Here is a 19,564-nt window from a genome sequence, read left to right as displayed (position 1 = left end):
ATTCGAGCCGGGGCCTGGGGATGCCCGTGGGTCGCTCTCGAATGGACGAACAGGCTCAGCCGGTGGTCCGCTGCCGGCTGTAGAGACGATAGCCCAGCGCCAGGCTGAAGCAGATGCCGGCGGGAATCGTCAGCGCCAGGAAGTGGAGCCAGGCGAACAGGAAGGCCCCGAAGGCCCCGCCGCCGAGGAAGCCTGCGACGATGGTCAGGAAGAGCGAGGCCCTGCGCCGATCGAAGGGGCGTCCCCGCAGGGCGCGGCCCAGGATGAGGCCGAGATCGGTGATGATGCCGGTGAGATGGGTTGTGCGGACTACCGCGCCGCTGTAGGTCGTGGCCAGGGCATTCTGCACCCCGCAGGCCATCGAGGCGATGTAATGACCGAGGAAAGACCCGCCTTCCAGCACCAGGGTGGCCGCCAGCAGCAAGGCTCCCTCGATGGCCAGCAGTGTCTCGTAGTGACGCCCCAGCTTCAGGGAGCTGCCCGGCAGCAGCAGGCCCGACAGGGCCGCCCCGATCAGGAAGCTGATCAGGATCGCCGCCAGGTGAAAGGACGTGGACAGTTGGCCGAGGGAGAGTCCCGATCCGAGCAGGGTGGCCGTGCCGGAGAGGTGGGATATCGCCTGGTGCTCGAAGCCCAGCAGGCCCACGGCATTGACGCATCCTGCCGTGAACGCCAGGACGAAGGCGCCATATTCGACCCATCTTGGCAGCTTGGAGATCACCGCAGTTCCTTACCCAATCAGCGGGGCGAAGTGGCGCCGGCCCCGGCCCCGGCCAGCCTGTCGAGCCCGTCGTACACTGTAGCCATCCGGGCACATCGAGGGATTTAACCATGTGGACGATGGGGTCCGGTAGGTGGCTCATCGTCGCGGGGATAGCTTATCAATCGAGCATGGGGCTATGCCGACACCGGATCAGATCCTTGACGGGCTGCATGCCATTGCCAACCGCTGGACCCTGCTGGCGATGGTCTGGCATGTCTACTTCGCGCTGCTGCTGCTGGCCCTGTGGTTCGCACGGCGGCCGAGCCGGCGCCATACTGCCGCCCTGCTGACGCTGCCCTTGCTCTGCGTCAGTGTCCTGGCATGGGGCGAGGCCAATCCCTTCAATGGGGTGGTCTTTCTGGTCGGGGCCCTGGCCCTGGCGGCGTGCGCCCGGCGGCTGCCGGCGGAGCGTGTTGCCCCGGGGCCTCGATGGACTCGCATGGCCGGGCTGCTGGTGATCGGGTTCGGCTGGGGCTATCCGCATTTTCTGGAGGCAGCCTCGCCACTGGCCTACCTGTATGCGGCACCCACCGGGCTGGTGCCTTGTCCCACGCTGGCGATCGTCATCGGGGTCACGTTGCTGGAGGACGGTCTGGGCTCGCGGTTATGGTCCGGTATGGTGAGCGGACTGGGCCTCAGCTATGGCCTCTTCGGTGGGCTGTATCTCGGTGTCGTCCTCGACTGGGGCCTGGTGGTCGGCGCCCTGCTGCTGATTGCACGGCTGCTGACTCGCGGGTCTTGAGCCTCGACGGACCGCGGGAAGTGAGATCAGACGCTGATGCTGGCATGCCAATCAACGTGGAGGGAGACCCATCGGCTGGGCAAAGGCGGGCGGCGGCACCCGACGGTGCCGCCGCTTGGGAGTGCGCATGCCCCTCAGTGACGCGGGTCCCAAAGACGGCCGCGATGTTCCTCCTCGTAGCCCATGGTGCCGTAGGGCACGCTGACCAGCTCGAGCTGCATGCCCCAGGGCGCCATGAAGTAGACCCAGGTCAGGCCTTCCATCGGGCCCTCGGTAAAGGTGTGGGGCTTGCCGAGGACCTCTACATCGTGCTCCTTCAGGTAGGCCACGGCCTGGTCCATGTCGTCGACATAGAAGGCGATATGGTGGCCGCCGATGTCGCTGTTGCGGGGTTGCTCCGTGCGCTGGTCCGGCGCGGTGTACTCGAAGATCTCCAGGTTGGTGCCATCCCCGCAGCGCACCAGATGGGCGGCGGGGATGGTGGCCTCCGGGTGGACATCCAGGTTCACCACCATCCAGTCGTCCTCGAAGGGACCGAAGGGCCCGATGGTGAAGAAGGCCTGGCAGCCGATCACGTCGACGAAGAAGTCCACGGCGGCCTGGCGGTCCGGGACGGTGAAGCCGAAGTGCTGGGGGCCGCGCATGCCGGGCAGGGCGGCGAGGGCGGCCTGGCTGGTGGCCGTGATCAGCAGGGCGGCGAGGGTTCGTTTGGCGAGTGGCGCCATGGTGCGTCTCCTGTGTTGTTGTTGACGGTGACCCGGGTCACCGTCCAGGAGCTCGCAAGCGCCGTGCCAACCAAGCCCAGGAGCAGGTTAAATCGGCAAGTGGTTGTTCTGGCATGGGAAGCGAGGGAAGTTCGCGTTGAAGGCCGGTGGCCAGGGCGCGGCGGCGTTACAGCTGTCATGTGACAGGTGTCGCAGGGTGGCCACCCCGGCTTGTCGGAGGCTGTCGCCTTCAGGCGACAGTGGCGTCGCTGCCGTGCCACATGGGGCAGCCGGCATCCGTTCGCTAGAATGGCGATCAACCATTCTCTATCCGGAGCCATTATGACTTGTCGAACCCTGCTGCTCTCGAGCCTGCTGATCGCCGCCACCTTGCTGGCGGGGTGCAGCTACACCCCGGCGCGGATCAGTTCCGAGCCGTTGATCGAGTTCGGCGATCACCATGACGGCCACGACCATGACCGTCATCGCCACGGCGGTGGCTTCTGCCCCCCCGGCCAGGCAATGAAGGGGCGCTGCTGATCCGGCAGGCTCGATCGAGAACGGACTGGGAGAGGGCCATGAACACCTTCAGATCCAGAGTCGTGGGGCCGACGATGCTGCTGGCGGCGGCCCTGGTCCTGGCGGGCTGCAGCTATACCCCGGCACGTGTCAAAAGCGAGCCGCTGATCGAGATCGATGGCCACCATGGCGGGTATCATCGCCGCCATGATCACTACGATGACGATCACGATGACCACTGGGACTACTATGGCCGCGACCGCGAGCGTCACTACGATGGCCGGCGCTACCGTGACCGGCATGATTACCGGGATCGGGACCGCCAGCGTTCCCGCTTCTGTCCTCCCGGGCAGGCCAAGCAGGGGCGTTGCTGACGGGGGACGGGGCGCAGGGGCGAACGGCCAGGGAACCGCCGGCGCCGGCCTTCGGCGTGACCTCTGCCACGCTAGCTCTCCTGCAGGGCCGCTTCCAGTTCCCCCAGCCGGCCCGGCACCAGGGCATCCTCCACGGCGGTGATGCGCAGCACATGGCCCAGTGATGGATGGGCGGGGCGGGCGATCAGCTTGCCTTCCCGCAACAGGTCGGCATGCACGCGCTTGGCCAGGTCCGCGCTGGCCAGGCGAATGCCGATGAAATTGGTGGCGCTCGGCAGCACGTCGGCGCCGAGCTCGCGGAAATGCCGGGCCAGCCGCTCCCGTCGGGCGATGACGTCACGGATGTGGCCGTCGATCTCCTCGGGATGATCCAGCACCACCTCGGCGGCGGCGAGGCTGAGGGTGGAGACGGCATAGTGGATGCGCACCTTCATCATCATCGCCAGGGTGTCGGGCTCGGCAATCGCATAGCCGACCCGCAGTCCCGCGAGCCCCAGCGCCTTGGACAGCGTGCGGCACCGGATCACCCCGGGCAGGGCCCGGCTGAAGCTCGGGGCCGCGGCGTCGTCGCGGAAGTCATGGTAGGCCTCGTCCAGCAGCAGCCAGCAATCCTCGGGCAGTTCCGCGTGCAGACGCTCGACGCTGGCCTCGTCGTGGACATGGCCGGTGGGGTTGTCCGGGTTGGCCAGGTACACCAGGCGGGCGTCCTCCTGGTGGGCGGCGCGCACCAGGGCGTCGAGGTCCGGGGCGAGTTGCTGGGCGTCCTCCCGGTAGTCGACCTCCACCAGGCGACAGCCCTGGCCCCTGGCGAAGTAGCCGAAGGTGGGGTAGGTGCCGGCGGAACTGACCACGGTGGTACCGGTCGGGGCGACGGTGCGCAGGGCCAGCGCCAGCAGGCTGTCGCAGCCGGCATCCACCAGCAGGGAGTCCACCGCGAAGCCATGCCGACTGGCCAGGCGCTCGCGCACGCCCAGGGCCTCGGCATCCCCATAGCAATACACGTGCTCCGTCATGGCGTCGCCGAAGTGCTCGCGCAGGGCGGCATGGGGCATGTCGAGCCCCTCGTTGGAGCCCAGGCGGTGGGCGATCTCGTGTCCCAGGCGCCGCTGCAGCACCCAGATGCCGGGAAAGGGGTTGTCGGGGCCGGGCGCGGTGAGGTGGTGCGGGAAGCGCGGCATAGGGTCTCTCCTGGCGCTGGTGGATGGGGCTTCCCTGAAGGCTACAGGTAGAGCTGCCGGGTCGGCCAGTTGGGCGGGGAGTGGTCCGGCAGCGCCGCGAGGGATGGCCAGGCTCTCGCGCAACGGGCCTTCGCCTCGCCGGTTTGCTTTCTTCAGCGGCTCGGCCCTATGGTGGAAAGCGTCTTCGTCGCTTGCCATGGCAGGGCTCCATGTCCGATCTCGACCTGCGCGCCACCACCCTCGCCCATGAACACGTGGCCCATGTCCACGATCACCACCAGCTGATCCTGGCCACCAGCGGGGCCACCGAGCTGTCCATCGAGGGGCACGGCGAACGCATCACCGGCAGTCGCGGCTGCCTGATCCCCTGCACCCGGCATCACGAGTACCAGGGCGACGGGCGCAACCGGACCTTCGTCCTCGATATCCCCGCCGCGACCCTGCCCAGCCTTCGCGATGGCGGCGAGATCGAGCGGCTCTTCGAGCGTCCGCGGTTCTTCGGCGTGCCGTCCCGCCTCAATCGCCTGGCCGACAGCCTGATGCAGCAACTGGAGCTGTGCCCGGCCTTGCACAGCGAGATCGCCGCGCTGTTGCTGCGGGCGCTCTACCTGCACCTGCAGTCACAGCCGCTGGACGAGCATCGCCTCGCCAGTCCGGCCAGCGGCGACGGGCGGCTGGACATGACGCGCCTGAATGCCTGGATCGACCGGCACCTGGCCGACGAGATCCGTGTCGATCGCCTGGCGGCACTGTGCGCCCTGAGTGTCGGCCATTTCCATGCCTGCTTCCGCGAGCGCACGGGCATGACGCCGCTGGCCTATGTCCAGCAGCGCCGCCTCGAGCACGCCCGGACCCTGGTCAACCACAGTGGCCTGAGCCTCGGGCATATCGCCTCGCTGGTGGGCTTCCGCGATCAGGGCAGCTTCTCCCGGGCCTATCGCCGCCAGTTCGCCGTTGCGCCCTCCCGGGAACGACGCCGGGACTGATCCCGCCATGAGTCTGGGGCAAGGGCCCCGCAGTCCCGGGCAAGCAGGACCCGTCCAGGCGTTCTACCTTGACGTTCAGTACCTTGCGTTGTCGGTGGCCCCTCGGGCGCCGGCAGCCGGTCGATAACAACCACAACGAGGTCGCAACCCATGACTGCCACATCGCTTCCCCGCCTCGCAGCGCTGGCCGCGTTGCCGCTGGCTATCGCCAGCACCCAGGTGCAGGCCCAGTCCTACGAGATGGCCATCGCCACCCTGATCCCCGAAAACCTGACCAACAACAGCATCTATCCCGCACTGGTGCACTTCAAGGAACAGGTGGAATCCCAGACCGAGGGCGACCTCGCCGTGACCATCTTCGGCGGCGGCCAGATGGGCTCCGAGGTGGAGACCGGCTCTCAGGTACAGGCCGGCGGGCGCGCGCTGCAGTCGAGCATCCTGACCTCCGGCGCCATGTCATCCTTCTATCCGGACTATCAGGTCGTCACTGCGCCCTTCCTGTTCGACAACTGGCGCCAGGCCTGGGCCTTCTTCGACGGCGAGTGGTTCGCGGACTTCATGTCCGGCACCATCGAGGCCGCCGACATGCGCTACCTGGGGACCTTCGACGACGGCGGCGGCTTCGTGGCCTTCACCAACAACGAGCGCCTGATCAAGACCGTCGAGGACCTCGAGGGCCTGAACATCCGCACCGAGGAGAACCCGGCGCACGTGGCGACCATGAAGGCCCTGGGCGCCTCGGCCACGCCATTGCCCTGGGGCGAGCTGATCACCGCCCTGGAGACCGGCCTCGCCGATGGTCAGTTCAACGCCCCGGTGATCAACACCACCTATGGCCTCGACGAGGTGACCGATTACACCACCCTGACAGGACACGTCTACAACAGCGCGTCCTGGGTGGTGAGCGAGGCCTGGTACCAGGAGCTGCCCGAGGACTACCAGCGGATCGTCACCACGGCGGCCCGCGAGGCGGTGGAGCTGAGCCACGGCGCCTCGGCGATGCTGGCCACCGCCAGCTGGCAGAAGTCCTGCGAGCTGTTCGAGGAGTGCTACATCATGCCGACCGACGAGCGCCAGCGCATGGCCGAGATCGCCCGGCCGGCCTGGAAGACCTGGATCGTCGAGGATTTCGGGGCCGATGCCCAGCTGGTCGATGACCTGCTCGCCGAGGTTCAGTCGCTGCGCGAGACGCTGCCCCAGGAAACCTACCAGCGCTACGGCCAGTGAGCCTGCGTTGAGCGGGCCGGTGGCCGGGGCAGCCCATGGCGAGTTGCCCCGGCGCCGCGCCGTCACCGTCTGCCCGACGCCTTCCCCGGATATCGCCCATGCGCCTACTTGCCCCGGCCCGTCGCTTCAGTGATGTCGTCAACCAGGCCGCCATCGTGTTCTGTGTGGCCTGCATCCTCGGCATGCTGGCGATCTCCTTCACGGGCTTCCTCTACACCCTGTTCACCGGCGATGCGCTGAGCTGGACCTACTCCCTGGCACGGCTCTTCCTGCCCTGGATCGGGCTGCTGTCTTCCACCATCGCCTTGCATGCGGGGGAACACGTGGCCATGACCCTGCTCATGCGGCTGCTGCCCGAGTCCCTGGTCAAGCTGTGCGCCGGCCTCAGCCTGGTGGTCATGGCCGGCTTCGCCCTGCTGGTCATCTGGTACGGCTGGGACTTCTTCCAGAACGCCACCCAGGTCTACATGGTGTCCGACAACATCCAGATCTCGCGCAAGTGGACGGCGGCCGCCGTGCCCCTCTCCGGCGTGATCTTCCTGCTGCACCTGGTGCATGGCTTCAGCCTGCTCGAGCACTTCACCGACGAGTCGGCGTTGATCGAGGAGGTGCTGGGCAGCCACGAGGAGGAACCCCGCTCATGACTCCCGCCATCGTCGCCTTCGTCGTCGTGCTGCTGATCGGGGCCCCGGTGGCCGTGGTCATGGCCATCTCCGGGGTCGCCGGCGTCTATGCCCTGGGCGGCGAGCGCCTGGTCGGCATCATCGCCGACCGCATGTTCTCCGGGGTCTCCGGCTACATGCTGATCGCCGTGCCGTACTTCATCTTCACCGCCGAGCTGATGAATCAGGGCGGCCTGACCCAGAAGCTCATCGCCTTCAACAATGCCCTGTTCGGGCGCATCCGCGGGGCCCTGTCCCATGTCAACGTGACGGTGTCACTGTTCTTCGCCGGGCTGACCGGTGCGGCCATCACCGACACCGTGGCGATCGGCAAGATCATGATCCCCGAGATGAAGAAGCAGGGCTACGATGCCGAGTACGCGGCGGCCATCACCGCCTGTTCGTCGATCATCGGGCCGATCATCCCGCCCAGCGTGGTGATGGTGGTCTACGCTACCCTGCTGCGCGACATCTCGGTGATCGACCTCTTCGCCGGGGGCATTATCCCCGGCGTGCTGATGACCCTGGCGCTGCTGCTGACCAGCATCGTGCTGGCCTGGCTGCGTGGCTATCCCAAGCAGGGCGGCACGCCGGTCCGGGTGGCCATCCTCGCCTTCCTCTCGGCGCTGCCGGCCATGCTGGTCCCGCTGATCATCCTTGGCGGCATCCTCTCGGGGATGACCACCATCACCGAGGCCTCCGGCTTTGCCGCGGTCTACGCCATCTTCATCGGCATGGTGTTCTATCGTAACCTGACGCTGGACAAGATCTGGCAGGCCCTGGTCACCACCGTGAAGTTTTCCGGCGTGGTGTTCTTCCTGCTGGCCACCTCGGCGGTGCTGGGCTGGTTCGTGACGCGCTCAGGGATCGCCCGGGAGGCGGCCGCGGTGATCACCACCATCAGCGACGTGCCCTTCGTCCAGATCATGCTGGTGTGCCTGCTGCTGATCGTGCTGGGGACGGTGATGGACGTGCTGCCCGCGCTGGTGGTGATCGGGCCGGTGGTGGTCCCGGCCATGGTCTCGCTGGGCTTCGACCCGCTGCACTTCGCCATCGTGATGATCGTGACCCTGAACATCGCCAACGTGACGCCGCCGGTGGGCATGACGCTGATGACGGCGGCGCGCATCGCCGAGGTGCCCTACGAGCGGGCCATTGTCGCCTCGCTGCCGTTCTACTGCGCCTTCATCGCGGTGGTGGTCATGCTGGCGGCCTTCCCGACGCTCTCCACCTGGATCCCCTCACTGCTCGACTGAGAGCTCGCTGCAAGGATGACGCCGCATGAAACTCTTCTACCATTCCGACCAGGAACGCCATGCCCCGCCGAGCTTCCTGCTGCGAGGCCGGCCGGCGCCGTCCCCCGAGGGGCCGGAACGCGCCGAACTGCTCACCCGGGGCCTTGCCGAGGCGGGACTCTCGCTGACCCCGCCCGGGGACTCCGATGGCGAGCGCTTGCGTGAGCGGCTGGGGCGCATCCATACCCCGCGCTACCTGGCCTTCCTGGAGACCATCCATGCCCGCTGGATGGCGTTGCCGGATGCCGCCGAGATCGTCGCCCCCAACGTCCACCCCTGCGGCGGGGGCCACCACTATCCCCGTCACCCGGTGGGCCAGGCCGGCTGGCACCTCCATGACATGGCCTGCCCGATCACCGCCGACAGCTTCGCCGGCATCCTGGCCAGTGCCGCCAGCGCCCAGGCCGCCGCCGAGGCGGTGGCCGGGGGCGAGCACAGCGCCTACGCCCTGTGCCGCCCTCCCGGCCACCATGCGGGGCCGGATCGCGCCGGCGGCTTCTGCTTTCTCAACAACGCGGCACTGGCCGCCACGGTGCTGCGCGAGAGCTTTCCCCGGGTGGCGATCATCGACGTGGACCTGCACCACGGCAACGGCACCCAGGACGTCTTCTACCAGAGCGGCGATGTCTGGACCGGCTCGCTGCATGCCGACCCCGACGACTTCTACCCGTTCTTCTGGGGCGGAGCCGACGAGACCGGCGAGGGCGATGGCCTGGGCGCGAACGTCAACCTGCCGCTGCCATTGGGCAGCGACGGCATGGCCTTCCTCGCCGCCCTCGAGACCCTGCTCGAGCGCCTGCGCGCCTTCGGTCCCCAGGCGGTGGTGGTGGCCCTGGGGCTGGATGCCCACAAGGACGATCCCCTGGCCGGCCTGTCCCTGGAGACCGCGGACTTCGCCGCCGTGGGAAGGCTGCTGCAGGCGCTGCACCTGCCGACGGTGCTGGTGCAGGAAGGCGGCTATCCCACCGAACACCTGAGTCACAACCTGGCCGCCTTCATGGCGGGCTTCACCGGTGCCTGAGTGCCCCTGACCGAGAGAGATCACCCCATGAGCCTGACCCATCACGACAGCAACACCCGCATGAGCCAGATTGCCGTCCACAACGGCACCGTCTACCTGGCCGGCCAGGTGCCCAGCGACCCCAGCGCCGGCATGCGCGGCCAGACCGAGCAGGTGCTGGCACGCATCGACGAACTGCTGGCCAAGGCCGGCACCTCCAAGGAGCAGCTGATCTCCGCGCAGATCTGGGTAACCAGCATGAGCGAGTTCGCCGAGATGAACGCCGCCTGGGACGCCTGGGTGGTGCCCGGTCGCCCCCCGGTGCGCGCCGCCGTCGAGGCCCAGCTGGCCAGGCCCGAGTGGAAGGTCGAGATCATGGCCGTGGCTGCGCTACCGGAGGCCTGAAATGCGTATCATCGACGCCGAGCAGGTGGCGGCGGCACTCGACTGGCAGGCGCTTGTCGAGCGCCTGGCCACCACCTTCCTCGAGGGGGTGGAGTCGCCGCCCCGGCACCACCATGCCATGCATCGCCGCGACGGCGAGGCGACCCTGCTGTTGATGCCAGCCTGGGAGCGCGACGGCTACATCGGGGTGAAGATGGTCAACGTCTTTCCGCAGAACGCCGCGCACGGCCTGCCGGCGATCGCCGGGGTGTACCTGCTCAGCGAGGGTGACCATGGCCGGCCGCTGGCCTGCCTCGACGGCAGCGAGCTGACCCGGCGGCGTACCGCCGCGGCCTCGGCCCTGGCGGCCCGGGAGCTGGCGCGGGTCGATGCCGAGACCCTGCTGGTGGTGGGCACCGGCAAGCTGGCGCCGATGGTCATCGAGGCCCATGCCGCGGTACGCCCCATCCGCCGGGTGCGCATCTGGGGCCGACACCCCGACAAGGCCGAGCGCCTGGCCGCGGACTATGCCGATCGCTTCGACACGGCGGCGGTGACCGACCTGGAGGCGGCAGCACGCGAGGCCGAGCTGATCAGCTGCGTGACCCTGTCCAGCGCGCCGCTGATCCGCGGCGACTGGCTGGCGCCGGGCACCCACCTCGACCTGATCGGCGCCTTCCGGCCGAGCATGCGCGAGACCGACGCCGAGTGCCTGCGCCGCGGCGAGGTGTTCGTCGATACCTATGCCGGGGCCAAGGGGGAGGCCGGCGACATCCTCCAGGCCATCGACGAGGGCGGCTTCGCCTTCGACGACATCCGCGGCGAGCTGGCCGAGCTGCTGCAGGGGCAGCAACCCGGCCGCAGCGGCGAGGACGCCATCACCGTGTTCAAGTCGGTGGGTGCCTCGCTGGAGGACCTGGCGGCGGCGATCGAGGTCTGGGAGCGCCAGGAGGCAAGCGAATGAGTAACACCTCGCCGGCCACCGGGATGCCGGCCACCGGAGTGCCGGCCACCGGCTTCTTCTGGCATGAGCGCTGCTTCTGGCACGACCCGGGGGCCATCGGCGTGTTTGCCTCGCCGGGGGCCTTCCGCCAGCCCCAGCCCGCCTCGGAGAGTGCCGAGAGCAAACGGCGGCTGAAGAACCTGCTCGAGGTCTCGGGTCTCATCGACGAGCTCGCCGTGCGCAAGGCACCGCCGGCCGAGGATGCCGATCTGGCGCGCTTCCATACCGGCCGCTACCTCGAGGCCCTCGCCGTCGGGGACCGCGCCCACGGCGGCGATGCGGGGGACTGCGCCCCCTACCAGCCGGGCAGCCTGGCGGCGGCCCGACAGTCGGCAGGGCTGGCCATCGCCGCGGTGGAGGCGGTGGCCACCGGCGAGCTCGCCAATGCCTATGCCCTGTGCCGGCCGCCCGGCCACCATGCCGAGGCCGACCAGGGGCGCGGCTTCTGCCTGCTGGGCAATATCCCGGTGGCGGTGATGCGCGCCCGGGCCCTCGGCCAGGTGGGGCGAGTGGCGATCCTCGACTGGGACGTCCACCACGGCAACGGCCAGCAGTCGGCCTTCTACGCCGATCCCGAGGTCTTCACCGTGTCGATCCACCAGGCCGGCAACTACCCGCTGGACACCGGTACCTTCGCCGAGCAGGGCGAAGGGGCGGGGCAGGGCACCACCCTGAACCTGCCGCTGCCGCCGGGCTGCGGCCTCGGCGCCTATGCCCATGCCATGGAGACCCTGGTGCTGCCGGCGCTCGAGGCCTTCCGGCCGGAGCTGATCGTCGTCGCCTGCGGCTATGATGCCTGCGCCAAGGACCCGCTGGGCAAGATGCTGCTCAACAGCCGGGCCTTCGGCGAGATGACCCGCCAGCTCATGGCCCTGGCCGAGCGTGTCTGCGGCGGCAAGCTGGTGATGGTCCACGAGGGCGGTTATTCGGAGGGCTATGTGCCCTTCTGCGGCCATGCGGTGATTCAGGCCCTCGCCGACAGCGAGACCGGTGTGCCCGACCCGCAGAACGACGAGATCGCCGCCTGGGGCTACCAGGCCCTGCAGCCCCACCAGCGTGCCCTGATCGACGACTGGTGCGCGCGCTGGTTCGGCCACGCTTCCATCGACGAGAGACGCCCATGACGCCCCTGTATGACCGAGACGGCTGGCTGTGGCAGGACGGCGACTGGCTGCCCTGGCGCGAGGCCCGGACCCACCTGCTGACCCATACCCTGCACTACGGCATGGGCTGTTTCGAGGGGGTTCGGGCGTACCGGGGCCCGGACGGCGCGCAGTTGTTCCGGGTCGCCGAGCACACCCGCCGGCTGCTGGATAGCGCGCACGCTCTGGATATACCGTTATCTTTCGACGCCGAGACCCTGATCGCGGCCCAGCGGCAGTGCCTGACCCGGAACGGCCTGGACAATGCCTACCTCAAGCCCACCGTCTACCTGGGTGCCGAGGGGCTCGGCCTGCGGGCCAAGGGGCTGACCAGCCACGTGATGATCGCCGCCTGGGACCTGGGCGACTACATCTCGCCGGAGGCGGCGGCCATCGGCCTGCGGGCCCTGACCTCGTCCTGGGCCCGTCACCACGTCAACATCAGCCTGTGCCGGGCCAAGACCAATGGCCACTACGTGAACTCCATGCTGGCCCTGAACACCGCGGTGAAGGCAGGCTTCGACGAGACCCTGATGCTCGACCCGGAGGGCTATGTGGCCGAGGCCTCGGCGGCCAATGTTTTCCTGCTGCGCGACGGGGTCCTGCACACGCCGGAGATCACCTCCTGCCTGCAGGGCATCACCCGGGACAGCGTCATCCGCCTGGCCCGGGAGGTGATGGACATGGAAGTGCAGGAACGCCGCATCACCCGGGACGAGCTGTACACCGCCGACGAGGCCTTCGTCACTGGCACCGCCGCCGAGATCCTGCCGCTGCGCGAGCTCGACGGACGCCATATCGGTGCCCGGGCGGGCGCCCCTCGACCGGACCAGCCGATCGACGGGGATTCGGTGACGGCGCGCTTGCAGGGGCTCTACCGGCGGGTGACTCGCGGCGAGCTGGGCGATGACCTGGTGGCCTACGCCGGCTGGCTATTGCCGGCCTGAGGCCCTGGCAGGGCGGGGCGCAGGTGCCGTTACTGCTTGCGGGCGACCAGCCAGTGGGTGACCCCCAGTGCCAGCACCACGGCGGCGATGGCGAAGACGTACTCGGCCGAGACGGTCTCGATGTCCAGGACGATCACCTTCCGGGCGATGGCCATCAGCGCGGTGGCAATCACCAGCTGTATCGGCAGTACATCGGTGCCGAGGTAGAGGCGGATGTTGATGAAGATCTCGATGGCGATCAGCACCACCATGAAGGCCCCGAACAGGCGGAAGATATCGCCGACTTCCAGCAGCAGGAACGGCGGCGAGATAAGCTGCTGGTAGAGCACGTAGATGACGTCGAAGATCCCCCAGAGGATCACGAAGACCATCAGCACCGCCAGTACCTTGACGCCGAGGCGGATGATGCGGTGCAGGATGCCGATCAGCGGGTCCTCGTGTTCCTTGGGGAGTTCGTCGTGGAACAGTTGCAGGCGTTTCGGCTTGGGTGCCTCGGTCTCCGGGGGCATGTCGTCTCTCCTGGTCGCCTCGAGGATCACTTTGCCACCCTCGGCCGTGCCCGCCAAGAAAAACGCCACGACGCGGGGCGTCGTGGCGGTATCTGCATCCTCCCTGGGCATCGTCCCGATGCCACGCTAGGCCTCCCTGGGGGGCGTCCTGTCCCCGTGCGTCCCTGGCAGAACGAGTAGCAGTGTCCCTTGCCGGTCCCGTGTCGGGCAGGGTCAGTGTCGCCGTCATGGGTGACGGCATCATGACCCCGGCATGACAATGCCGTGACGGCTCAGGTGTCGTCCGGCCTTTCCTCCAGGGCACTCAGCAGTCCCCGCAGCAGCGATAGCTCCTTGCGCGAAGGCCGGGCGCGGGCGAACAGGGCCTGGAGCTGGTCCTCGGTGCGGGCGTGGGGCTGGGTGATGAAACCGCTGGCCTGCATGACCCGGGACAGGTGGTCATGGAAGTGGCCGAGCTGCTCGCGGGTGGGCTGGCGCTCAGGGGACGGCCGGGGCGCACGGAAGCCGCTGTCCGGGCGCTGTCGCCAGGCCCGGAAGACCTCGTAGGCCAGAACCTGCACGGCCTGGGACAGGTTGAGGATGCCGTAGTCCGGGTTGGCGGGAATGCTCACCTGGTGGCTGCAGTGGCGGATCTCGTCGTTGGTCAGCCCGAAACGCTCGCGACCGAACACCAGGGCCACCGGATCATCGCTGGCATTGGCCACCAGGGTCTCGGCCATGTCCGCGGGCTCGTCGAAGTGGGGCAGCGGCAGGCTGCGCAGGCGGGCGCTGGCGCCCACGACCTGCACGCAGTCGCCGACGGCCTCCGCCAGGCTGGTTACCACCCGGGCATTCGCCACGACGTCCTCGGCGCCGGCGGCGAGTCGCGAGGCCTCGGGGTCGGGGAAGCAGCGGGGATTGACCAACAGCAGATTCTCGAGGCCCATGGTCTTCATGGCGCGGGCCGAGGCACCGATATTGCCGGGGTGGTAGGTCTGGACGAGAACGATACGAATGTTCGATAGCATGAAGACGAGAGGGAAGCTGGAAGAGTGAAGATCGGCGCTTCGCGCCTGGAAGAGGACATTCTACACTGCCTCGTCTTCCTTCTTCCTTCTTCCTTCTTCCTTCTTCCTTCTTCCTTCTTGAAACTGAAAAGCCCCCCGCCGGTAACCGGCGGGGGGCTCGTTCAGGCGAGGCCTGGGTTGGCGGGTCGGCTTACATCATGCCGCCCATGCCGCCCATGCCGCCCATGCCGCCCATGTCGGCGCCACCGGCTTCCTTCTCGTCCGGATCGTCGGCGATCATGCACTCGGTGGTGATCATCAGGCCGGCGACGGAACCGGCGGACTGCAGCGCGGAGCGGGTGACCTTGGCCGGGTCCAGCACGCCCATTTCGAACAGGTCGCCGAACTCGCCGGTCTGGGCGTTGTAGCCGAAGTTGCCCTCGCCGTCCTTGATGCGGTTCAGGATGACGGAGGCCTCCTGACCGGCATTGCTGACGATCTGGCGCAGCGGGGCTTCCATGGCGCGCACGGCGATGGCGATACCGTGGGTCTGGTCCTCGTTGTCGCCCTTCAGGCCGGCAATCTTGGTCAGCACGCGGACCAGGGCGGTACCACCGCCAGGCACCACGCCTTCCTCGACGGCGGCGCGAGTGGAGTGCAGGGCGTCCTCGACGCGGGCCTTCTTCTCCTTCATCTCGACTTCGGTGGCAGCACCGACGCGGATGACGGCCACACCGCCGGCCAGCTTGGCGACGCGCTCCTGGAGCTTCTCGCGATCGTAGTCGGAGGAGGTCTCCTCGATCTGGGCACGGATCTGGTTGACGCGTGCCTCGATGTCAGCATCCTGGCCGGCGCCATCGATGATGGTGGTGTTCTCCTTGGACATGGTCACGCGCTTGGCGGTGCCCAGGTGATCCAGGGTGGTCTGCTCGAGATCCAGGCCCACTTCCTCGGAGATCACGGTGCCACCGGTGAGGATGGCGATGTCCTGCAGCATGGCCTTGCGACGGTCACCGAAGCCGGGTGCCTTGGCGGCGGCAACCTTGACGATGCCACGCATGGTGTTGACCACCAGGGTAGCCAGGGCCTCGCCTTCGATGTCCTCGGCGATGATGACCAGCGGCTTGCCGGCCTTGGCCACGGACTCGAGGGTCGGCAGCAGCTCACGGATGTTGGAGATCTTCTTGTCCACCAGCAGGATGAACGGATCTTCCAGTTCCACGGCCATGGTGTCCTGGTTGGTCACGAAGTACGGCGACAGGTAGCCGCGGTCGAACTGCATGCCTTCCACGACGTCCAGCTCGTCTTCGAAGCCACGGCCTTCGTCGACGGTGATGACGCCTTCCTTGCCGACCTTCTCCATGGCCTCGGCGATGATCTCGCCGATGCGGCTGTCGCCGTTGGCGGAGATGGTGCCGACCTGGGCGATGGCCTTGGAGTCGGTGCAGGGCACGGCCAGCTCACCGAGCTCCTTGACGGCGGCGTTGACGGCCTGGTCGATGCCACGCTTCAGGTCCATCGGGTTCATGCCGGCGATCACGCCCTTCAGGCCCTCGGTCACGATGGACTGAGCCAGCACGGTGGCGGTGGTGGTGCCGTCACCGGCGACGTCGGAAGTCTTGGAGGCGACTTCCTTGACCATCTGGGCACCCATGTTCTCGAACCTGTCCTTCAGTTCGATTTCCTTGGCCACGGAGACGCCATCCTTGGTCACGGTCGGGGCGCCGAAGGACTTCTCCAGCACCACGTTGCGGCCCTTCGGCCCCAGGGTGGCCTTGACGGCATTGGCCAGGGTATCGACGCCCTGCGCCATGCGAGTGCGTGCATCACTGGAGAACTTGACTTGTTTCGCTGCCATTTTCGTATGCTTCCTGTGAGTTCGTGAACGTCAGTATCGAGCGATTGCTAGCGGGTCGTGGCTCAGCCTTCGACGACGGCCAGGATGTCGGACTCGCTCATGATCAGCACTTCCTCGCCGTCGATCTTCTGCTTCTCGACGCCGAAGCCATCCTTGAAGATCACGGTGTCGCCGACCTTGACGTCGAGCGGGCGCACGTCGCCGCTGTCCAGAATCCGGCCGTTACCGACGGCGAGGACTTCGCCACGAGTCGGCTTTTCCTGGGCACTGCCCGGGAGCACGATGCCGCCTGCGGTCTTCTGCTCTTCTTCAACGCGACGGATGACGACGCGATCGTGCAAGGGACGGATGTTCATTGCTCACGTTCTCCTGATGGTTTGCTGTGCCGGGGCGTCGCTGCCACGGCGGTTTTCATCATCAACCCGCAGCGGGCTGCGGGGTGAAGGCGTTACCGCCTTCCGTGTGGATGACCTCGGCGAAGCCGGGGCCGAAGCTCGTTGCTGACGGTTAAGTGGGGCTGCTGACGGGGCTTTCAAGGCCCCGGCATAAATTTTTTCTCGTCAGCCCCGGCGCTCGTCGTGGCCGATGAAATCGCCCTCCAGCGGCTCGCCCTGGGTGCCGGTATGGCCTTCCCCGGTGGCGTCGCCGCGAGGCGCGTCGGCTTGTTGCCAGTCGGCGTCGCTGCCCTGGCGGGGACGGTAGCCGCCGGTCTGGACATGCACCCCCCGCATGCGCAGGCCGACCCGGCCGAGCAGCTTGCCCAGCAGGCGGCGCGCATCGGGAATCAGGCACATGAAGCCCAGGGTGTCGGAGAGAAAGCCGGGCGCCATGAGCAGGGCGCCGCCGAAGATCAGCGCCGCCCCGGTGAGCAGTTCGCCGGAGGGAACCTCACCCCGGGCCATGCGCTCCTGGGCCCTGGCGAAGGTGGCCACCCCCTCGCGACGGATCAGGTGCAGACCGATGAAGCCGGTGCCGAGTACCAGGGCCAGGGTGGTCAGCAGGCCAATCTGGCTGCCGACGGAAAACAGGAGCACGAAATCGAGCAGGGCAAAGACGGTGAAGATGAGAAGGAAGGGCATGATGACTCCACGGTATCGAATGCCGATGACATGGGGGCGACACAGGGAAAATCAAGCGATCCCCAGTGGGCCAGGGTCTGCTCCCGAGGGAGGGTGCTGCGTCGCAATATAAAGCGTAGGCTGTCAGTGCCGATATGACGGGCATCCGACGGCGACGGGCCGTCGCCATGACCACACTGACCCCGGGAGACTCCCATGACCCTCGACAACACCACCATCGCCATTACCGGCGGTGCCCGTGGCCTGGGACTGGCCATGGCCGAGCGCCTCGGCCGGGCCGGTGCCACCCTGGCGCTGCTCGACATGGACGGCGAGTGCCTGGACAACGCCCTGGGCGCCCTGCACGCGGCGGGCATCGCCGCCAGCGGCTTCAGCGTCGATGTCGTCGATGAGGGCTCGGTTCGCGAGGCCTTCGCCGCCATTCGCTCCACCCTGGGACCGCTTGGTGGCCTGGTGAACAATGCCGGCATCGTGCGAGACGGCCTGCTGGTCAAGGCGAAGGACGGCGCGGTCACGGAGACCATGTCGCTGGCCCAGTGGCAGCAGGTGATCGATGTGAACCTCACCGGTGTCTTCCTGTGCGGTCGGGAGGCGGCCGCGCAGATGATCGACGCCGGCCGGCCCGGGGTGATCGTCAATATCTCGAGTATCTCCCGAGCCGGCAACATGGGCCAGAGCAATTATGCGGCGGCGAAGGCCGGGGTGGCGGCATTGACGGTGACCTGGGCCAGGGAGCTGGCGCGCCATGACATTCGCGTGGGAGCGGTGGCGCCCGGCTTCATCGAGACGGAGATGACGGCCGCAATGCGCGACGACATGCGGGAGCGCATTGCCGCCGACGTGCCGCTCAAGCGTCTGGGCCAGCCCCAGGACATCGCCGAGAGCGTGGCCTTCATCTTCGAGAATCCCTATTTCACCGGGCGGGTGATCGAGTGTGACGGGGGCCTGCGACTCTGAGCGAGGGCGGCCCCGTAGGGGGGGAGGCCACCGGGATGCGGCCCGGTGGCCGGCAGCCTAGAAGCTGACCTGGTCGGCGAGGGCATCGACGGTGGACTCGCCGATGCCATCGACCCGGGTCAGGTCCTCGGCCGAGCTGAAGTCGCCATTGGCCTGGCGCTCCTCGACGATGGCGGCGGCCTTGATCTCGCCGATCCCGGGTAGCTCGGCGAGCAGCGCGGCATCGGCAGTGTTGACGTTTACCGGCGCCATTTCCTGCGCCAGGGCGGGGGCGGCCAGGCCCAGCAGCAGGACCAGGGCGAGGGGGGCGAGACATTCCTTGAGTGTGCTTGGCATACCGAGCTCCATGTGACGGTTCGTCGGGTGTGGTCGAGCAGGCGAGCTGCCTGCTTTCAAGCTAGTGCCGCCAGCCCATGGCGAGGGTCAGCCTTCGCCTTCGCCCGCTGTCAGGCGTCGGCGACGTCGCGGAGAGGACATCCGCCACATGCGGTGTCGGGCATGACTGATATACTGCACCGGATCATTCATCTCGCAGGAGCCCGCCCGTGCCCACCGCGTCACCCCTGATCATTGCCCTCGACTACACCTCTCTGGATGCCGCCCTGTGCATGGCCGATCGCCTGGATCCGGCGCGCTGCCGACTGAAGGTGGGCAAGGAGCTGTTCACCCGCAGCGGACCGGACGTGCTCGAGGCGCTGCATGGGCGCGGCTTCGAGGTCTTCCTGGACCTCAAGTTCCACGACATCCCCAACACTGTGGCCGGGGCCGTGCAGGCGGCTGCCGAGCAGGGCGTATGGATGGTCAATGTGCATGCCGGCGGGGGGCGTCGAATGATGGAGGCCGCCCGCACGCGCCTGGAGCAGCATGGCCTGGCCACTCAGCTGATTGCGGTGACGGTGCTGACCAGCATGGAGGCCGAGGATCTGGCCGAGGTCGGGGTGTCGGCGACGCCTGCCGAGCAGGTGGAGCGACTGGCCGTGCTGGCCCGGGACAGCGGCATGGACGGGGTGGTCTGCTCGGCACAGGAAGCCGAGCGGCTGCGCGCGCTGTGCGGTGACCGCTTCCTCAAGGTGACCCCGGGCATCCGGCCGGCCACGGCCGACGCCGGCGACCAGCGGCGCATCATGACGCCTGCCGCGGCGATGACCGCCGGTAGTACTCACCTGGTGGTGGGGCGGCCGGTGACTCGAGCCGATGATCCCATGGCTGCCCTGACCGCCATCGAGAGCGAGCTCGCCGCCGACTGATG

At 67.9% G+C, this 19,564-nt stretch carries 23 protein-coding genes; 14 read left to right on the top strand and 9 right to left on the bottom strand.

Annotated elements, in window-relative coordinates; all coding sequences use genetic code 11:
- Positions 1-55 precede the first annotated feature (55 nt).
- Positions 56-721, bottom strand: coding sequence for a YoaK family protein (locus EKG36_RS03435; RefSeq protein WP_126481049.1), 666 nt, complete (start codon positions 719-721; stop codon positions 56-58).
- Positions 722-899: 178 nt separating this feature from the next.
- On the opposite strand from EKG36_RS03435, the gene EKG36_RS03430 reads away from it, so the two are divergent.
- The gene (locus EKG36_RS03430) at positions 900-1,505 is read left to right on the top strand and encodes a hypothetical protein (RefSeq protein WP_126481047.1); all 606 of its coding nucleotides are present in this window, start codon (positions 900-902) and stop codon (positions 1,503-1,505) included.
- 134 nt (positions 1,506-1,639) lie between these two features.
- Here the strand turns inward: EKG36_RS03430 and EKG36_RS03425 are convergent, their stop codons facing one another.
- Positions 1,640-2,230: a VOC family protein gene (locus tag EKG36_RS03425; protein ID WP_126481045.1), complete on the bottom strand. Its 591-nt coding sequence runs from the start codon at positions 2,228-2,230 to the stop codon at positions 1,640-1,642.
- 321 nt (positions 2,231-2,551) lie between these two features.
- On the opposite strand from EKG36_RS03425, the gene EKG36_RS03420 reads away from it, so the two are divergent.
- Positions 2,552-2,749 (top strand): hypothetical protein, encoded by a 198-nt coding sequence (locus EKG36_RS03420; RefSeq protein ID WP_126481043.1) that lies wholly within the window; start codon positions 2,552-2,554, stop codon positions 2,747-2,749.
- A 38-nt stretch (positions 2,750-2,787) separates the two neighbouring features.
- A complete protein-coding gene (locus tag EKG36_RS03415; protein ID WP_126481041.1) occupies positions 2,788-3,102 on the top strand; it encodes a hypothetical protein in 315 nt (104 codons plus the stop codon).
- A 71-nt stretch (positions 3,103-3,173) separates the two neighbouring features.
- Here the strand turns inward: EKG36_RS03415 and EKG36_RS03410 are convergent, their stop codons facing one another.
- Positions 3,174-4,280: a pyridoxal phosphate-dependent aminotransferase gene (locus tag EKG36_RS03410; RefSeq protein ID WP_126481039.1), complete on the bottom strand. Its 1,107-nt coding sequence runs from the start codon at positions 4,278-4,280 to the stop codon at positions 3,174-3,176.
- A 209-nt stretch (positions 4,281-4,489) separates the two neighbouring features.
- On the opposite strand from EKG36_RS03410, the gene EKG36_RS03405 reads away from it, so the two are divergent.
- The 9 genes from EKG36_RS03405 to EKG36_RS03365 all read left to right on the top strand — a co-directional run bounded on the left by EKG36_RS03405 (position 4,490) and on the right by EKG36_RS03365 (position 12,926).
- Complete coding sequence (locus tag EKG36_RS03405) at positions 4,490-5,266, top strand: AraC family transcriptional regulator (RefSeq protein ID WP_126481037.1); 777 nt, start codon at positions 4,490-4,492, stop codon at positions 5,264-5,266.
- A 150-nt stretch (positions 5,267-5,416) separates the two neighbouring features.
- Positions 5,417-6,493: a TRAP transporter substrate-binding protein gene (locus EKG36_RS03400; protein ID WP_126481035.1), complete on the top strand. Its 1,077-nt coding sequence runs from the start codon at positions 5,417-5,419 to the stop codon at positions 6,491-6,493.
- A gap of 98 nt (positions 6,494-6,591) precedes the next feature.
- Positions 6,592-7,137, top strand: a complete 546-nt coding sequence (locus EKG36_RS03395) for a TRAP transporter small permease (protein ID WP_126481033.1) — start codon at positions 6,592-6,594, stop codon at positions 7,135-7,137.
- Positions 7,134-8,411, top strand: a complete 1,278-nt coding sequence (locus tag EKG36_RS03390) for a TRAP transporter large permease (protein ID WP_126481031.1) — start codon at positions 7,134-7,136, stop codon at positions 8,409-8,411. Before EKG36_RS03395 ends, EKG36_RS03390 begins: the two co-directional genes overlap by 4 nt.
- A 25-nt stretch (positions 8,412-8,436) precedes the next feature.
- The gene (locus EKG36_RS03385; RefSeq protein WP_126481029.1) at positions 8,437-9,471 is read left to right on the top strand and encodes a histone deacetylase family protein; all 1,035 of its coding nucleotides are present in this window, start codon (positions 8,437-8,439) and stop codon (positions 9,469-9,471) included.
- Positions 9,472-9,498: 27 nt separating this feature from the next.
- The gene (locus EKG36_RS03380) at positions 9,499-9,855 is read left to right on the top strand and encodes a RidA family protein (protein WP_126481027.1); all 357 of its coding nucleotides are present in this window, start codon (positions 9,499-9,501) and stop codon (positions 9,853-9,855) included.
- 1 nt (position 9,856) lies between these two features.
- Positions 9,857-10,798: a bifunctional Delta(1)-pyrroline-2-carboxylate/Delta(1)-piperideine-2-carboxylate reductase gene (gene lhpI, locus EKG36_RS03375; RefSeq protein WP_126481025.1), complete on the top strand. Its 942-nt coding sequence runs from the start codon at positions 9,857-9,859 to the stop codon at positions 10,796-10,798.
- A gap of 38 nt (positions 10,799-10,836) precedes the next feature.
- Entirely contained in the window at positions 10,837-11,961 is a 1,125-nt protein-coding gene (locus EKG36_RS03370; RefSeq protein ID WP_126481167.1) for a class II histone deacetylase, read from the top strand.
- Complete coding sequence (locus tag EKG36_RS03365; protein ID WP_126481023.1) at positions 11,958-12,926, top strand: branched-chain amino acid transaminase; 969 nt, start codon at positions 11,958-11,960, stop codon at positions 12,924-12,926. Before EKG36_RS03370 ends, EKG36_RS03365 begins: the two co-directional genes overlap by 4 nt.
- Before the next feature lie 29 nt (positions 12,927-12,955).
- Here EKG36_RS03365 and EKG36_RS03360 read toward each other — a convergent pair whose 3' ends face one another.
- From EKG36_RS03360 to EKG36_RS03340, 5 genes are all read right to left on the bottom strand, one after another.
- On the bottom strand, positions 12,956-13,435 hold the full coding sequence (locus EKG36_RS03360) for a phosphate-starvation-inducible PsiE family protein (protein WP_126481021.1): 480 nt from the start codon (positions 13,433-13,435) through the stop codon (positions 12,956-12,958).
- 272 nt (positions 13,436-13,707) lie between these two features.
- The gene (locus EKG36_RS03355; protein ID WP_126481019.1) at positions 13,708-14,442 is read right to left on the bottom strand and encodes an RNA methyltransferase; all 735 of its coding nucleotides are present in this window, start codon (positions 14,440-14,442) and stop codon (positions 13,708-13,710) included.
- A 190-nt stretch (positions 14,443-14,632) separates the two neighbouring features.
- Positions 14,633-16,279, bottom strand: a complete 1,647-nt coding sequence (gene groL / locus EKG36_RS03350) for a chaperonin GroEL (protein WP_126481018.1) — start codon at positions 16,277-16,279, stop codon at positions 14,633-14,635.
- 62 nt (positions 16,280-16,341) lie between these two features.
- A complete protein-coding gene (locus EKG36_RS03345) occupies positions 16,342-16,635 on the bottom strand; it encodes a co-chaperone GroES (RefSeq protein ID WP_035595572.1) in 294 nt (97 codons plus the stop codon).
- 204 nt (positions 16,636-16,839) lie between these two features.
- On the bottom strand, positions 16,840-17,358 hold the full coding sequence (locus EKG36_RS03340; RefSeq protein WP_126481016.1) for an FxsA family protein: 519 nt from the start codon (positions 17,356-17,358) through the stop codon (positions 16,840-16,842).
- Between the two features lie 195 nt (positions 17,359-17,553).
- Here EKG36_RS03340 and EKG36_RS03335 point away from each other — a divergent pair, with 195 nt between their 5' ends.
- Positions 17,554-18,315 (top strand): SDR family oxidoreductase, encoded by a 762-nt coding sequence (locus EKG36_RS03335; protein WP_126481014.1) that lies wholly within the window; start codon positions 17,554-17,556, stop codon positions 18,313-18,315.
- A gap of 57 nt (positions 18,316-18,372) precedes the next feature.
- Here EKG36_RS03335 and EKG36_RS03330 read toward each other — a convergent pair whose 3' ends face one another.
- Positions 18,373-18,651, bottom strand: a complete 279-nt coding sequence (locus EKG36_RS03330; RefSeq protein ID WP_126481012.1) for a ComEA family DNA-binding protein — start codon at positions 18,649-18,651, stop codon at positions 18,373-18,375.
- A 209-nt stretch (positions 18,652-18,860) separates the two neighbouring features.
- On the opposite strand from EKG36_RS03330, the gene pyrF reads away from it, so the two are divergent.
- Entirely contained in the window at positions 18,861-19,562 is a 702-nt protein-coding gene (gene pyrF, locus EKG36_RS03325) for an orotidine-5'-phosphate decarboxylase (RefSeq protein ID WP_126481009.1), read from the top strand.
- Positions 19,563-19,564 lie beyond the last annotated feature (2 nt).

This window comes from Halomonas nitroreducens (genome assembly GCF_003966155.1).
In the GTDB taxonomy this organism is placed as follows: Bacteria; Pseudomonadota; Gammaproteobacteria; order Pseudomonadales; family Halomonadaceae; genus Halomonas; species Halomonas nitroreducens.
Note: the sequence above shows the minus strand (reverse complement) of the source record. Positions and strands in the feature narration are given on the sequence as shown.